Source organism: Longibaculum muris (genome assembly GCF_004343035.1).
GTDB lineage: Bacteria > Bacillota_I > Bacilli_A > Erysipelotrichales > Coprobacillaceae > Longibaculum > Longibaculum muris.
In genome coordinates this window covers 173,798-190,658 of sequence record NZ_SMCQ01000002.1, presented here as the reverse complement: position 1 = coordinate 190,658, position 16,861 = coordinate 173,798, and the positions used below count along the sequence as shown (strand labels likewise).

The window sequence follows — 16,861 nt, the reverse complement described above, 5'->3', positions numbered from 1 at the left end:
TATCTGATAATATGCGAATAGATAATAATTATGAAAATCAGCTTGAAGATTATAAGATATGACTTGATATTGCTTTAAAGGCTGCTAATGTATGTGTTTTTGAAGTAGATATCGTCAATCAATTATATACAGTCTTTGAAAATTCTGAAGATATTTTTGGTGTCCCAGGAGAAAAAATCTTAAATGATGTAAGGAAGTATAGTCAATTCACTCCTGAAGATTATCAAAAAGCAGTATCACTCTATTTTTCAAGGCAAAAGTACATCCTATGAAGCTAGAATGAGAGCAGGAAATTCAGAGTATAAATGGTGTAAATTAGATGTTACACCAATTATACATCAAGGTATTCCTATAAAGATGATAGGGGTCATTACTGATATTGATCAATTAAAAAGAAAGAATATTGCCTTACAATCAGCTATTATGTATGATGGATTTACTGGCTTGTATAATAAACAATCCGCTGCACATTTTATTAAAAAAAGATTGAAGGAATATCCACAACAAAAGCATGCTTTGATTGTTTTAGATATTGATAATTTTAAACATGTTAATGATACTTATGGTCATATAATGGGTGATGAAATGATATTAAAATTATCTGAAAAACTTAAAATAACATTTCATCAAGATGATATTGTAGGGAGATTTGGTGGTGATGAATTTATTCTTTTTGTACAAAATATTGAGAATGAACAATATTTAATAGAACGAATCAATGATTTACTATTTTGTCATAATGACAAAATGACTTGTTCTAATAGTCTTGGAATTGCTCTCTATTTGCAAGATGGTAAATCATTTGAAGAACTATTAGCTCATGCTGATGAAGCATTGTATCAAGCTAAACAGACAAAACAATGTTATTGTTTTTATCATACAATAAATGTAAATCAAGAATGAAAAGAGTTAGTAATAGACCTTTTCATTTTTTTATATTGTGCTATAATAAATATTGACCACATGGTCAATGAAAGGAAGATAATATGAAAAGAGAAGAAATGACAAAGGTTATGCGGATGAAAATCATTGAAAGTGCTTTGCAGGAATTTAATGATAAGAGTTATGAGAAAGCTTCAATGAATCATATTTGTCAGATCGGAAATATTTCTAAGGGTATTATTTATCATTATTTTAAAGATAAAGATGAATTGTATTTAGAATGTGTTAGGATATGTTTTGAAAAAATGATGGAACATTATGCGACAAGAGATGAATATAATATGGAAATATATATGCAGTATAGAATTTCTTTTTTTAAAGAATATCCACATTTGCGGGGAATCTTTTTTAATACGCTTTTAAGAACACCACAACATTTGAAAAGAGAAGTAGCTATTATAAAAAAGGATTTTAATGAATTAAATCTTAAGGTCTTTAAAAATGCTTTAAATCATGTTCAGTTAAGAGAGAACATCACTTATCAAACAGCATTAGAATATTATAATATTATGCAAAATTCATTTAATGATTATTTTTGTCAAAAGATTGAAGAAGGTATAGACTTTGATGAAATTATTCATCAACATGAAGAATTATTATTAAAGTGGTTTGATATGATGTTTTATGGTATTGTAAGAAAGGAAGTCTAATCATGTTGATTATAAGGTTTTTAATTGCTTTTGCATTAGCAATTGTTTTAGGTAAATTGGTTTCAAAAATAAAATTACCAGCTATTTTAGGTTGGCTATTAGCTGGAATGATCTTAGGTCCTCATGCTTTAGGATTAATCAATCAATCTTTATTAAATTCAGTTGTTTATGAAAGAATTGGACATATTTTGGAATGTGCTGTTGGGTTGATGATTGGAACGGAGTTGGTATGGAAAAAGATCAAGAGTGCTGGTAAACAAATTATGATTACAACACTTACCCAATCATTAGGAACATTTTTATTTGTTTCTCTTGTTTTTGTCCTCACTTTTTATTTTATGAATATTCCACTTTATTTAGCTTTTTTATTTGGAGGTATTGCTTTAGCAACAGCCCCAGCTCCAGCTTTATCCATTGTAAGAGAATTTAAGACAGATGGTCCAGTTACCAAAACTTTAATTCCTATGGCTGCTTTAGATGATATGGTTGGAGTGATTGTTTTCTTTACGACGATGACAATTGTGAGTAGTCATATATCTTCTCAAGATATACCGATTTATATGAGTGTATTGGTTGTTATTTTACCACTTATTATTGGTGCTATTGTTGGGATAATAAGTGGATTGATTATGAATAGAGTGAAATCATCTCAAACAAGATTTATTGTTTTATTGATTTCTATTTTGTTTGCATCTTTTATTGGAATGATCATTAATTATCATATGTTACCTAGTCCACTTTTAAACTTTATGTTAATTGGAATGGCATTTTCAACAGCCTTTTCTAATATCATAACAAGTACCGCTTTAGATGAACTTATGAAACAATTCAATCCTATTCTTGGTTTTTCAATCGTTGTTGTGATTTTAAATTTAGGAGCACCACTTGATTATCATTTGATCTTTCAAGCAGGATTGTTTACTGCAATTTATATTATTGCAAGAGCTTTAGGAAAGTATTTTGGTGCTTATTTTGGAGCCTCAATAACCCATTGTCCACAAACAGTTAAAAAATATTTAGGTTTGACATTATTACCTCACTCTGGTGTTTCCTTAGTTTTTACAGGAATTGCAGCTTCTAGTTTAGCAGGGCCTGCCCCAGAGTGTGCCAAAATTATTCAAGGGACAATTGCAGCTGCAGCGGTTATTAATGAATTGATTGCTGTGATTATTGCTAAAAAAGGATTTGAGTGGGCTGGAGAAATGCCTCATTCAAAATAAATGATTGTTTTACTTATAAGAATACAAAGTTTTTTACATGATGTCTTTATTTCAATTCATTGGCATACTGTGAAAAAAAGTGATTTATTGATGAAAATATAAAAAGTTTAGAAAACGTTGATATATGCTTTCTAAACTTTTTTGTTCTATTCTTCAATTAATCCAAAGTGTATAAACGCTTTGTATAAACCGTCTTTATCGACATCATCAGTCACATAATCAGCCATGGCTTTGATTTCATCTCCACCACTACCCATAGCAACTCCAATTTCACAATATTCCAACATTGGAATATCAACTTTAGCATCACCAAAAGCCAATGTATCTTCTTTTTTCGCACCAAGATATTTCAATAATTCATCAATCGCATGAGCTTTGGTAATATCTTTTACACCTAAATCACCAAACAATGCAATTTCACCTTTTCCTCCCCATGTTCCAGGTTTTAAATCAGGAAATTCTTCAATAGAATCAAGATGATCTTGATAACTATTTAAAATAAAGCTCACCTTATTCACATCATCACGATATAATTCTCCACCAAAAATCATTTCTGGGAAAATAGTTCTCACAGTCGCGTGATCAGCATCATCTTTCCCTTTTCTTTGAGCATAAAGTTTAATCACTGGATTACCTTTTTCTTCAAAGTTTTCACTTGCAAATAATCCATTATTACTTTCTAGATAAAATTCTAAATGTCTTGCTTTTAACCAATCAACAATATGTTGACATTGTTCTTTGATAATTAACTGATGCATCACAACATGATCATGATCTTCTACATAACTTCCATTTCCACCAATCATACCATCTAATCCAATATCCCAGATGTAATCATAAACTTCTGCTTTACTTCTTCCTGTACAAATATAGACTCTATGACCATTTTCTCTGGCTTTTTTAATAGCTAAATCAGCCGAAGCAGGTAACTTGTTTTCATAGTCTAACAATGTTCCATCAACATCAATAAATATAATTTTTCCCATAATATACTCCTTTGTCTATAAGTTCTAGCTTAATTATAAAAGTCATGATAAAAAAGTGCAATTCATTGTTGATATAAAAAAATAATTTCTCAATATAAATGAGAAATTATCGATTAATTAGGAAAATTTTATCTTAATAATGGTAAGCTCCCAGTTAGCTTATTGACTAATTTTTTAGCGCCACACATAGCAATCCCAAAATAAGTTATATCTTGATGTTTTGTGTTTTTCATGAGTTCAATAAAGTCAGGATAATCATTACAGCTTTGAGCAACATCTGAAAAGTCTACAACCACTAATTCTTGATATTTATCTTCATAAAGCATTTCTCTGATTTCTTTAATCTTTTCTTTTGAAGCTTTAAGAATAGGAACAGGAAATTGAATGATACCTAGATGTAAAAAATTATCTTGATCAACAACATTTTCCCCAACTGTTGAAGCTATATATTTTCCTAATGTAATTCCCATAATGGCAGATGTATTACATAAAATACCTTGAGGTAAATCTTCATCTAAAACCATTACACATTTATAATTTGCATAATTCATTATCCAGATTCTCCTTTGTTCTTTTTTCTGATAACCATAATCCTATCAATGTTAAAATAATACCAATAATTGTCATCTGATTCATAGCTTCATCTAAAATCAAAAATGAAGTCACAGCTGTAATCACTGGAACAATATAAATATAAACACTGGTTTTAACTGGACCAAGAATCTTTACTGCTAAATTCCAAGTTACAAAACATAGGGCAGAGGCACCTAATCCTAAAAATAATAAATTAGATATGATTAAAGGATGGATAAGGGTTGATATTTTAGGATGAAAATCCATAATCAATAGAAATGGTAACATAAAAATCAATCCATAAAAAAACATATGACGTGTTGATTGAATGGTATTATATTGGAAACTTGCTATTTTTTGAGTTAATGTGGAATAAATAGCCCATATTATTGCAGCGATAATTGCCAGAAAATCACCAGTAAGATTAAAACTTAAACTTTCATCACCTTTAAAGCTAATCATACAAACTCCTATAATCGCAATTATAAAACCAATAAAAAAACGAATGTTAAGCTTTTTCTCATCCGAAAAGAAGTAAGCAAGAATAGCTGTAAAAAAAGGTGCAATAGAAATAATGACACCAACATGACTGGCTAGTGTATAAGTTAAAGCAATATTTTCAAAAAGATAATAGAGTGTAATACCACAAAGTCCAGCAGCTAGAAAGTAATATTCATGTTGTTTTTGTTTTAATGATATACGTTGTGGATAGACAAGCCATAGAGTCACATAACCAATTAAAAAACGGATGAATAAGATTTCAATTGGGGTCAATGAAGTTAACAATATTTTTGTAGAAATAAAGGTCGTTCCCCATATAAAGATTGTCATAAATGCTGATAAATGACCATACATCCATTTATTCATCTTCATCACCTTCTTTAAATATATTTTGATATTGTTTAGGTGTAATCCCAATAAATTCTTTAAAGAAATTTGTAAAATGACTTTGATCACTAAAACCAGTTAAATGAGCAACTTCAACAGGAGGTATACCAGATTCTAATAATTTCTTAGATTGATCAATTCTAATGGTTTGTAAATAACGATATGGTGAAATTCCTACTTGTTTAGTAAAAGTTCTTAATAAATAAGATTGACTAAAATGAGTCATTGAACATAGATCATCTAAATTAATATTTTCTTGATAATGTTCATTCATATAATCACAAAGATATTGAATTTCAATGCGTGGTTGTGGTAATGCAACGTCTTGAAAAGGAGCACTATAATCTTTTAAGATTTGTTCTAGTAAAAAGAAAAAGGTTTCTTCTTTTTTGAGTTTATCTGCTTGATGAACAATCGCATGATATAATTCATCTATAGATGTAGAGATATCACATTGATAGACAACATTTTGTTTGAAATATGGTAGATAATCTTGTCCTGTGATTTGATATACCATTTTTTGCATGATATCTTTATTGATATTAACAGCACGATAATCGAGTAATTCATCATTAATAGGTGCACAAAAATGATTATCATGAGGATTAAAAAGAATCATATCTTTACTAGCAAGATCATATTCTTGACCTTTGCATTGAAGATGACGCCTTCCACCCTTTATAAAACCAATAACATAATATTCATGAAAATGATTAGGAAATTTTTGGACAATTCCACTTAACTGATAAGCTTCTATTTTTAAGTCATGATCATAATAGATATGACGTTGTTCTTGCTTTGATAACATAATAAACCTCCCTATATGTTGTTTATTCTAACATGATTGATGTTTAATTTCTTGTATGATATGATACAAAACATCATAATAAAAAACACCTAGAGGTGTTTTAAATACAAAATAATATCATTTAATGAATCATAGACATGTTCAACTTTTTTTACATATTCATCACTAGGATGTTTCATGTCAGGAATACAAATCACTGGAATATGAGCATCATAAGCAGCTTGAATACCAGCTTCACTATCTTCTAAGACAAGTGCTTCTTGATGAGAAACATGAAGCTTTTCACAAGCTTTTATAAAGATATCAGGAAAAGGTTTTCCGCGTTTAACTTCATCTCCACATACAATATCATCAATATATTGTAAGACATTATGTTGATTTAAAATTCTTTCAGCACGATCTTTATGGCTTGATGTTGCGACAATTGTTTGATAATGATTCTCTTTAAGATATTCTAATAATTCAATTAATCCCTTTTTTAATTCAACACCATTATTATTAATATATTGATTTTCTAATTGATGAAAGATTTCAATCTTTTCTTGATTATCATAATCAAGATGATATTTATCTTTAATAAATTCAATTGAAGCCTTTAAAGGCTTACCAGGATAATCCTTAACATAGTCTGCTTTATGAAAATCAAAACCATAACTTTCAATAATTTCTTTATAACATTGATATGAAATTACTTCTGTATCTACCATTAATCCATCCATATCAAAAATAATTGCTTTTATCATTTCTCTCCACTCTCCTTTTACAATCATACATGAAAAAGCTTTAATGATAAAGAAAAATAGTGAATTTTGTATGTTATTTATGATATGATAAGGAACTGAAAAGAGGAATGATGATAGAATGAAATATTGTGATGAATGTGGAAATCAATTGATATTTAAAGAAAATGGACAAGATGGTATGGTTCCATATTGTCCACATTGTGAAACATTTAAGTTTCCAATGTTTAATAGTGCTATATCAGCAATTGTATTTAATCCAACAAAAGATAAAATATTATTGATTCAACAATATGGACATATTGATAATATATTAATTGCTGGATATATTAATAAAGGTGAAAATGCTAAAGAGGCATTGATAAGAGAAATTCAAGAAGAAGTTGGATTAAATGTTGGATTTTATCAATATAATGATAATGAATATTTTAAAAAGACCAATACATTAATTCATAATTATGTAGTTATTGCAGAAAGTGAAGATTTTGTTTTAAATGAGGAAGTTGATCAAGCTAAGTGGTATCCTGTTGAAGAAGTGCTACAAGTTATAAAACCTCATTCATTAGCGAAATCATTTGTTGAAAGATATTTTATCAAGAATCAAATTAAAGTTGTTTAGGCAACTTTTTTTATTTCTTTTAAAAAACACATAATTTCACTTATTTTGTCAAATTATTATTGAACACAACATTCAACAAGAGTAAAATAAAACTGTAAAAAATATCATAAAATAATCATAACAAATAATATATATAATATTTTCTTTATAAAGACAAGTTTGAATGTGTGAGGTGAGGGTGTATGTTAGTCAATAATAAGACATTAAAAAAGCTGATTTTAGTTTTGGTAGCGGTTTCTATGATAATTGGATTAACCCACTTTGCTAGTCTTATTGCTCGTGCTGAAAATGATGATCATTTAGAAACTGAAATTGTTAATACTGATGAAAGTCAAGATGTTGATTATTCTTATCTTTATGAAGATGGAAAAATAAAGATTTATAATTTAAAACAATTACAAGCAATTGGGAGTCATCAACCTGTGAAGTTAACTGATAATAATGAAGAAAGTTTTTCAAAAGGAGATGTCTTATTAGTTGAGAATACAGTTATTACATATAGTTTAGATGCTCAATATTTATTAATGAATGATATTGTATTGGATAATGAGAATATATGGAGTTTACCAGATAACTTTACTGGTTCTTTTACATCATTAGAAACTCAAAATAATAAAACACTCTATGATCAACAAATAGATACAATCTATATTTATAATAATTATCAATTAAAGATTCTCTTATCAGATAATGCCTCAAAAGAACCAGTTATGACACAAGACTATCATGCGAGTGAATTTGGTATGGGTCAAATGATATATCCACAAGATAGTCAAGATTACCTAACATATAATCATTCTCATCACTATGTCTTATCACAATTCTTTACAAGTGATATGCCTGAACTTATTTCTCAACAAATGAAAGCAACACAAGCTGAAACAAAAGAAACGTCTGATGGTCGTCAATTTGCTGGTCAAGTTATTTGGACAGATCCAACGAATCAAAAAGAATATATTTTAATTGGTAATAAAGAACAGTTAGCAGCGATTGGAAGTAATCAAATCGTGAGAACAGCTATTTATTCATTAGTTGGAAAAATGCAATATGGAGGGGATGCTGATTTATTAAAATCACAAAATGGTTCTGATGATTATAATTTTCCATCATCATCGGCTGTTTTTATTGGAAATGGAGTAGATCAACAGACTGGAGAAAAAAGTACTAAAATTGTGGGTGGTAATAGTGGTCATAAATATAGTCGTTCAGAAAACTATATTATTTTTAGAGATATTGATTTAAACAATGAAACATGGACACCTTTAATGTTCTCAGGGACAATGGAAGGTCGTTTGAATATGGTATCTGATGCAAATGTAACAATATCTCATATTAATGTTAAACAATCTGAAGATTTAGATATGAAAAAGAATTTAGGAATTGGATTTTTTGGAACAATTTCTAGTGAAAGAGATGATAGTTATGTTAAATCTAAAGGACAAGTTTCTGTATCTCATTTAACGTTAGAAAATGTTTCCGTTGATAATCAGAGTGATAAAGTTCAAGATAGTACGTCATTAGTTGAAGGAATTATAAAGGGATTAAGTTTAGCTGTAACTACACTTCTAGAAACTTTACTTAAAATATTACAATTAGATTCTTTAACAGAACTTCTAACTGGATTAGCAAATTTAGGAGCTGATGATATCACTAATTTTGCAACGGGTGGTTTTGTTGGAAGAATTTATGGAGATGTTCTAATAAAAGAATGTTTGGTTGAAGATTTATCAATTTCTAATGTTAAAGACATAACAGGTGGTTTTGTTGGAAGTATAGAAGGTATGACAGAATATGAGTTAGTTAGTCGATTAGGGGAGGCAATAGTAAAATTATTAGAAACTTTATTAGATGCAATTCCATTCCTAGGTTTAGGGGACTTGGTTAGAATATTAGTCGATGGTGGTTTGTTGGATATAAAACAACTGATTCCAATAAGTTATCGTAATCCAGTTATTGATAACTGTAGTGTTAGCCTTAATACTCGTATAAATAGTACAAAAAAGTATGTTGGTGGATTTGTAGGGAGACAAGTAGGAAGTTTTATTACAAATTCAACAATAACAGGAAATTCAACAACAATAAGTGGTGAAAAATTTGTTGGTGGATTTTCTGGATTAACTGTTAATGCAGAAATAGAAGGAGCATTAAATGATTTAGGCATTAATTTAATAGATGCTATTACAAATCAATCTATTATTGCTGGATGTAGTGTTGAGGGTGTAACAAGTATAACAGCATCATCAACATATGCAGGAGGATTTACTGGAGTATTAGCTGATAGTTATGCCATTGATTGTAGTGTTAATGGCATGAATAGTGTGAGTTCAACTGAGGATTATTCTGGAGGGTTTAGCGGACGAGCGACCTTAGGATGGGCAGTTTCTTTAGGAGAAGATTATGGTGAAAAGAAGTATACATTATTAAGTGTTATTAAGGAGTCATTAGGAAAACTTTTAAGTGGTGATGCAAATAAGGAAACAGTATTGTTATCACTAGTTGGTATTAGTCCTTCCGTAGTCGCAGGATGTTCTGTCAATGGAAATAGTCTAGAAGTAAGTGGTAAAAATTATGTTGGTGGTTTAATCGGTCAAGGGGATGGAGTACAAATATATACATCTGCTCAAGAACAAATAAATAGTTTACGTCCAATCAATAAAAAGAAAGTAAACTATAATGGAAAAAATCAACCAACAGTTATTCAAAATTTAAAATCAGTTAAAGCGACTGAAAAATATGCAGGTGGAATTGCTGGATATGTTGCAACTGCAAGTGCTGGAGGTATTTTAGATACAACTTTAGGAATTGGAAATTATCTACCATTTAAGATAGATAATGTCAATATAAGTGGAGTTTCTGCTGGTTATACAATTGAGGCTAGTCATGAATATGCTGGTGGAGCAATAGGTATGGCTATTGGTGGAAAAATGAATAATGTAACTTTAACCAATATTCAATATGTAAATGCTTTGAATCATGTTGGTGGATTTATTGGTAGTGGTGGAACCGGAAGTTTAGTAAGTGCTGGTGGTCTTAATTTATTAGGATTGGATCTTGTAAAGGTAGATAATTTGCTTAATTTAGCACAAGCTGTCGTTTTAGATATTGATAGTGCACAAGTGATTGGGATAAGTTCTGGTATGAGTATAAAAGCGACTGGTTCTAATCAAAATGGAGAAGTCACATTATATGATGCTGCAGGATTTATTGGAGAAAGTACGAGTGCAAATATTAATGGAGCAAGTGTAGAAAATGTTAAAGAGATAAAAGCAGATATTAATAATGGGATAGCTGGTGGTTTTGTTGGTTCTTCAAATACTGGAGGATTAGCTAGTATTAGTGAAGATAAGACTTCAGTACCAGGAATAGTTGATATTAGTAATCTTATTTCAGCAGCAGGGTATTTGATTCCTAAATATACAAACTGTAAAGTTGAGTATGTTTCTAATGAAAATAATCCACAAGTTATGGCTTCTATTGCTGGTGGATTTATCGGAAATATGCAAAGTGGAACAATAGAAAATTCTGATGAGAATTATCTTGCAGTTAAAAATATAGAGTATGTTCAAGGAACGTATTATGCAGGTGGATTTGCAGGAAAGGCTTATTCTGGAGGAATTGTAAATAGTGGTGGATTGAGTCTTTTAGGAGCATTAAAATTGAATGTTTCTGCGGCTAATATTGTTAGTGTTTTAGAGGTTTATATTCCTATCATTAAGAATGCGAATATAGATTCAACAAAAGGACTTATTGTCATGTCTAATAATCAATTAACAACTGATAGTCATTCTGGTAGTGCTGGTGGTTATATTGGTTATGGTAGTGGAGTACAAGTAGGTCATTGTGAAGTTAATGGACTTAGAAATACAAAAGTGACACCACCAGAACAATTAGAAAATATAGATGCACCATCATATTTTAATGATCAAAGTTCTTATGCAATTAAAGCGCCTAAATATGCAGGTGGATTTATTGGTTATATGGATGTAGGAAGTGCTGCTTCAGTAGGAAATGGATTAAGCATACTTGGTGAGTCTATACAGTTAGCTGATGCAGTGAGTGTTTTATCAGCAGTTGTCACAACAATAGAATTTTCTCATGTCAAAGGAAAAACTGGAGGATTTAGTGTTTTAGCTAGTTCTACTGAAAATTCTGAATTTGCTGGTCATGCTGGTGGATATGCTGGTATGATAAAGGGCGGACATATACAAAATTCGAATGTTGAAAACTTTAATTATATTATTGCTCAAGAAACAGCTGGAGGTTATGTTGGTGATTTGGAACCAGGTAGTTTAGCTTCGGTTTTGGATGGTGCTGACACATCGCTATTAACTAAAATATTAGATGTGAATGGATTATTGAGTGTTGGTCAAACTTTTATTCCAACAATTCGTAATAGTACAACATCATGTATTCCTTGTGGTGGAGCTGTAAGAGCCAATGCTCCTTCTTCATTATCTATAGAAAAAGGAATGGCTGGTGGCTTTGTTGGTCGTAATAGTGGTGGACAAATTTGGGGTAATAATAATAGCTCTTGGAAAAATCAACTATCATATAATGGACCACAATCTCCTTGTTCTGTGATTCGTTTGCGTTCAGTCTATGGTTATGAATATGCTGGAGGTTTTACTGGATTGATGGAATGTGCTTCTACTGCTCAATTAGGTGATGTTAGTATTTTAAATGGTCTGATAAAACTTGATAACGTTTTAGGATTATTAAATGATATGTATCCAACAGAAGAAAATACATCAATATGTGGACCATTAAAAAATATAAATCAAGAGACTTGGAATGCATGGGTAGAAAATGTAGGTCATGATAAATCATATGGGGCATGGATTAAAACAGTTAATAATGATAAAGACCTTCAAAACATGATTGATCAATTCTCATATGGATATAAAGTTGTTGCCGGTAGAGATAAATTTACTGATGGTTTATCTGTTCAAAGTGGATGTGCTGGTGGATATAATGGAATGATGAAGGGTGGTATAGTGACTAATGCAACGGCAAATGATGTTATGTATGTTTCATCATTACGTAGTGCAGGAGGTTTTTCAGGAGAAATGATAACTGGAGGAACAGCTGAAGTTGGTAATGTATCTTTATTAGATTTACAATTAGTTCATGTAGGAAATCTTTTAAATCCAATTGAAGTTTTTGTTCCAGTTGTTAAGAGTTCATCAACTCATGGGTTCCGTTCTGGTATGACCGTTGTTTCCTTTGGTAATGATATTACAAAACATCAAGGAAATGCTGGAGGTTATGTAGGAAATGTAGTCGGTGGACAAATATGGGGTGAAGATACAAAATGTCAAGTCACTCATCTTAAACTTGTAAGAGGGGCTAATCACTGTGGTGGTTTTGCTGGAAAACTAGATCCTGGTTCAATAGCTGATGTTGAAACAGGCAATCAAAATGGTTTAATTGGTCGCTTATTAGATAATCTTATTTCTAATGTTGGTTCTTTAGCAGATGTCTTACAGGCAACAGTAACTACAGTAAAAAATGCAAGTGTAGATGGTGTTAGTAGTGGTTTCTCTGTTGTTGGAGGAAATTCATTACAAAATGCTCTCTATGCAGGAGGGTTTGTAGGAAAAGCAACAGGAACAGTGTTAGGTAAAAAAGGTGAAGAAGTTAGTGGATTAAGTGTTAATCATTTGAGAATGGTTAATGGTGGAGAATATGCAGGAGGATTTGTTGGATTAGCAGACGTAGGAAGTGTTGCTTCTATATCGGATGATAGTGATATAAGTATATTACATCTTATTAATACAGGAAACATAAGTGTGCTTGATGCTTTTAGACCTTATATGTATTATTGTCAAGTTAGTGGTATTAGTGATGGTTTTGTCGTAACAGCAAATCTTCAAAAATCATTTGGTCAACAAAGTTCACAGGTTTATAGTGGTTGTGCTGGTGGCTTTGCTGGGGCTGTATTAAATGGAACAGTGGAAAATTCAACAGTTCAACAATTGAATACAATACAAGCACTTAATTATGCAGGAGGTTTTGCTGGTCATTTAGGTAAAAGTGGAACAGTGGATCTGGACTCTACAGGTGTAAGTGGTGGTATTTTAGGATTAACTGCAGGAGTTATTGATGTTTGTGGAACAATTGTTAAAGAAAGCAGTGTTACTGGTATTACTGATGGTTTTGTGATCAAAAGTGAAGGAGGAAAGCAACCTATTTCTGGTGGTTTTGCTGGATTGGCTGATTTAGGTAGAATTAGTACAAGCAAAGTTAATAATGCTAAGAAGATATATAGTGATGAAATAGCTGGAGGCTTTGCTGGAAAAACAACAATGGCTTATTTGGTTGATACTGAGGCTCATTCTGTTATCGTGGACGCTTTGTTAATGGTTGTAAATGGATTATTAAAGTTTCTTTATGCAGATAAATTACAGGATTTAGAGCTAGTAGATGTAGGTCTTGGAGGTGCTTTAAAAGTACAATTATTGGCTGATGGTAAGACTTTATCAGTTACATTATTAGGCTTGGAAATATCTGTTGCTTTAAGTAGGAAAGGTGCTTCTGATAATCCTTCTGAAACTGATGTAGCAATCGTCACGATTGGTGATTCAACTGTTAGATTGCCTTGTACAGAAAATGGATTGACTGGGGATGCTAATACAAATCTTCAAATAGAATTAATTAAAGCAAATCGTACAAAGATCACAGATAGTTCAATTACAGGAGTATCTATTGGTTATGATGTTTTTGGTGGAAAAGCAACCGATAAAACAGATGGAACTGGAGATAATGGAATAGCTGGTGGTTTTATTGGTTATAACAATGAAGGATATCTTATTAATAATCAAATGTATTTAGCGGATACAATTCGTGGAACTGAAAATAAGATAGGTGAATTTATTGGTCAATTTTCATTAGAGAGTCACTATCAAAAGGAAGTACATGTTGTTGGTCAAGATAATGAATATCGTATTTATAGAGCTATTCAGTCTGTTTTTAAAGAAATTAAAAAAGGTAATCAGATTATTGGTACATTAATAGATAGTGAAACAACAGATAAAATAAATGTCTATAAAGTAAATCATTATCAATCAGTTAAAGATCATCAAGATTATGATGGGGCAGTATTAAGTGATGAAAATCAATCTGAACCACTAAATGTTTACATATCACCTGCAAAAGCTGTTTTAATGGATGATATAAAAACAAGTGATAATGAAATAACAACAACTCCAAATACACCTGATAGTGTCGATCCTTGCTCAGAAAAAGTATTCTTAACTATTCAAAAAGTATGGAAAGATTTTTCTAATTTATTTGGTTCAAGACCAGATAATATTCATATAAAAATAACTAGACATTATAAAAAAGATACATCTGATATACAAGATGAAAAATTTAACAGTGATTCTCAAAATACAATAGAATTGTCAAAATTAAATCAAGAACAAAATGTTTGGGAAACTGTTGTTTCTAATTTAGATGCATATTATGTTGAAAAAGATAATGATGGAAATATTATAGCTTCATATCCTTATATCTATGAAATAGAAGAAGTCAAAGAAGATAAATTAAATAATTATACAACAACATATGAATGGGATGAGTATCATTATAGTGCTGTTGTAACAAATAAAAATTATTCTATACTTCCTAATACTGGTGGAATGGGAATATGGATATATGTTTTTGCAGGTATGTCTATTGTTGCAGTTACTAAATTATCTGGACGTAAAAGGAAAAAGAAAACCGGGGTGACTTCAAAATGATGAACAATTATTTAAAAAGCACCCCACCTTAAATGACATAACAAGCAAATAAATAAATTGATGAGAGGAAAGGGAAAAATATGAAGAAAAGAAGAATAATAAAAAGTATTTTTGCTAGTATGCTAGCAATAATTATGGTTTTAAGTCTTACAAGTATTGTTTCTGCGGCAGATCCCAAAGCAACTTTAACAATTAACAATACTGTGGCTGGTAAAACAGTTGATTTATATCAAGTGTTTTCTGCAATAAAAAATGGTACATCTGTTTCATATACTTTAAATACTCAATATAAACCATTTTTTACTAGTGCCGCTAATAATAAATATGGTTGTTCTGGCAAAGAAGGACAAACTTTATCTGATGCAGCATATAATTATGTTGCAAATTTAAGTGATAATGGAAAAGTGGACTTTGCGAAAGAAATCCTTAAATGGAGTTTGGACTCTGCAAATAAAGTAGGAAAATATAATGATATTGAAATAGAAACTGCTGAACCTTCTACAAGCGTATCCGTTCAAGATTATGGTTTCTATTTGGTTTATTTAAAAGGTGCAAGTGATATAACGACTTCAATAACAGGTGTAACTGAGTATTCACCTGCTATATTAGTTAATGTTACTAAAACAAATGTAGGTATTAACATGAAAAGTTCTTATCCAACAGTTGATAAAACAATTGGTAATGAGAACCATGGAGAAGCTGCAATTGGTGATGAGATTACATATACTTTAACTTCCTATGTGCCTGATATGACAGGATATAGTAGTTATACATTTAAGTTTAAAGATACTCTATCAGAAGGATTAACGTTTAAAGAAATAAAATCTGTCATGGTTGATAGTAGTAATTTAAATGCGGATACTACTGGCACTGCAGGATATACTCAGAGTATTGATACTAACAATATATTAACAATAGAGATTAATAATTTTATCAACTATAAAAGTAATGTTGGTGATAAAATAGTTGTTACATATACAGCAACACTTAATGAAAATGCATTAGTAGGTACAAATGCTAATAACAATAGTGCAGTAATCGAGTATAGCAATGATCCATCAGATGTAACAAAGACTGATACTTCAACTCCTGATATTGTTCCAGTGTATTCATTTGACTTTATTATAAATAAGTATTATATGAATGAATCTAACCAAAAAACAGCTTTATCAGGTGCTAAATTCAAGCTTTATAAAGATCAAGAATGTACAGATGATAATGAAGTAAAATTAGTACAAGTAGATGCAGGTAATGCCGATAATGATGCTGTTTATCGAGTAGCAAAAATAGATGAAAATGGTGTAGATGTTATATCACCTGCGAATGGTAAAATTCATATTAAAGGATTAGATGCAAATGTTAAGTATTATTTAAAAGAAATAGAAGCACCTACGAATTATAATCTTTTGTTTGAACCAATTGAAATTACAATTGTTCCAACATATACGTATGATAAATTAGATTCTTATAAGGCTGAATATATCTATAATGATGCAACTAGTGAAAGTGATAATATAGAAAATCTAGCTCCAATTATTAATGTGGAAAATAAAACAGGAAAAGAATTACCTAATACAGGTGGTATGGGTACAGTTATCTTTACTGTTGGTGGGTTAGCTATTATTGGTATAATGGTTGGATTCTCAGTGATGAGTAAGAAGAAAAAGAAAATGTAGTTATTTGAAATGAGGGT

General features: G+C 30.4%; 11 protein-coding genes. 6 read left to right on the top strand and 5 right to left on the bottom strand.

The genetic code is table 11. The features are described 5' to 3' along the window. The first annotated feature begins 279 nt into the window (after window positions 1–279). The 3 genes from EDD60_RS03075 to EDD60_RS03065 all read left to right on the top strand — a co-directional run bounded on the left by EDD60_RS03075 (window position 280) and on the right by EDD60_RS03065 (window position 2,812). Window positions 280–903 (top strand): GGDEF domain-containing protein, encoded by a 624-nt coding sequence (locus EDD60_RS03075; protein WP_066443742.1) that lies wholly within the window; start codon window positions 280–282, stop codon window positions 901–903. Window positions 904–986: 83 nt separating this feature from the next. Beyond that, window positions 987–1,592 (top strand): TetR/AcrR family transcriptional regulator, encoded by a 606-nt coding sequence (locus tag EDD60_RS03070; protein WP_066443745.1) that lies wholly within the window; start codon window positions 987–989, stop codon window positions 1,590–1,592. A 2-nt stretch (window positions 1,593–1,594) separates the two neighbouring features. After that, on the top strand, window positions 1,595–2,812 hold the full coding sequence (locus tag EDD60_RS03065; protein ID WP_243646620.1) for a cation:proton antiporter: 1,218 nt from the start codon (window positions 1,595–1,597) through the stop codon (window positions 2,810–2,812). A gap of 146 nt (window positions 2,813–2,958) precedes the next feature. Here EDD60_RS03065 and EDD60_RS03060 read toward each other — a convergent pair whose 3' ends face one another. The 5 genes from EDD60_RS03060 to EDD60_RS03040 form a co-directional block, all read right to left on the bottom strand. Further along, a complete protein-coding gene (locus EDD60_RS03060; RefSeq protein ID WP_132226207.1) occupies window positions 2,959–3,798 on the bottom strand; it encodes a Cof-type HAD-IIB family hydrolase in 840 nt (279 codons plus the stop codon). A gap of 128 nt (window positions 3,799–3,926) precedes the next feature. Further along, window positions 3,927–4,349: a DUF2000 domain-containing protein gene (locus tag EDD60_RS03055; RefSeq protein ID WP_066443751.1), complete on the bottom strand. Its 423-nt coding sequence runs from the start codon at window positions 4,347–4,349 to the stop codon at window positions 3,927–3,929. After that, window positions 4,330–5,238, bottom strand: coding sequence for a DMT family transporter (locus EDD60_RS03050; RefSeq protein ID WP_207905284.1), 909 nt, complete (start codon window positions 5,236–5,238; stop codon window positions 4,330–4,332). The genes EDD60_RS03055 and EDD60_RS03050 overlap by 20 nt, the downstream gene beginning before the upstream one ends. Further along, window positions 5,231–6,067 (bottom strand): AraC family transcriptional regulator, encoded by an 837-nt coding sequence (locus tag EDD60_RS03045; RefSeq protein WP_066443756.1) that lies wholly within the window; start codon window positions 6,065–6,067, stop codon window positions 5,231–5,233. Before EDD60_RS03045 ends, EDD60_RS03050 begins: the two co-directional genes overlap by 8 nt. An 89-nt stretch (window positions 6,068–6,156) precedes the next feature. Then, a complete protein-coding gene (locus EDD60_RS03040) occupies window positions 6,157–6,810 on the bottom strand; it encodes an HAD family hydrolase (protein ID WP_066443759.1) in 654 nt (217 codons plus the stop codon). A gap of 118 nt (window positions 6,811–6,928) precedes the next feature. Between EDD60_RS03040 and EDD60_RS03035 the strand changes: the two genes are divergently transcribed. The 3 genes from EDD60_RS03035 (at window position 6,929) to EDD60_RS03025 (ending at window position 16,844) form a co-directional block, all read left to right on the top strand. Further along, window positions 6,929–7,426, top strand: coding sequence for an NAD(+) diphosphatase (locus EDD60_RS03035; protein WP_066443762.1), 498 nt, complete (start codon window positions 6,929–6,931; stop codon window positions 7,424–7,426). A gap of 182 nt (window positions 7,427–7,608) precedes the next feature. Next, window positions 7,609–15,168 (top strand): peptidase associated/transthyretin-like domain-containing protein, encoded by a 7,560-nt coding sequence (locus EDD60_RS03030; RefSeq protein WP_132226206.1) that lies wholly within the window; start codon window positions 7,609–7,611, stop codon window positions 15,166–15,168. Window positions 15,169–15,248: 80 nt separating this feature from the next. Further along, entirely contained in the window at window positions 15,249–16,844 is a 1,596-nt protein-coding gene (locus EDD60_RS03025; protein ID WP_066446523.1) for a SpaH/EbpB family LPXTG-anchored major pilin, read from the top strand. Window positions 16,845–16,861 lie beyond the last annotated feature (17 nt).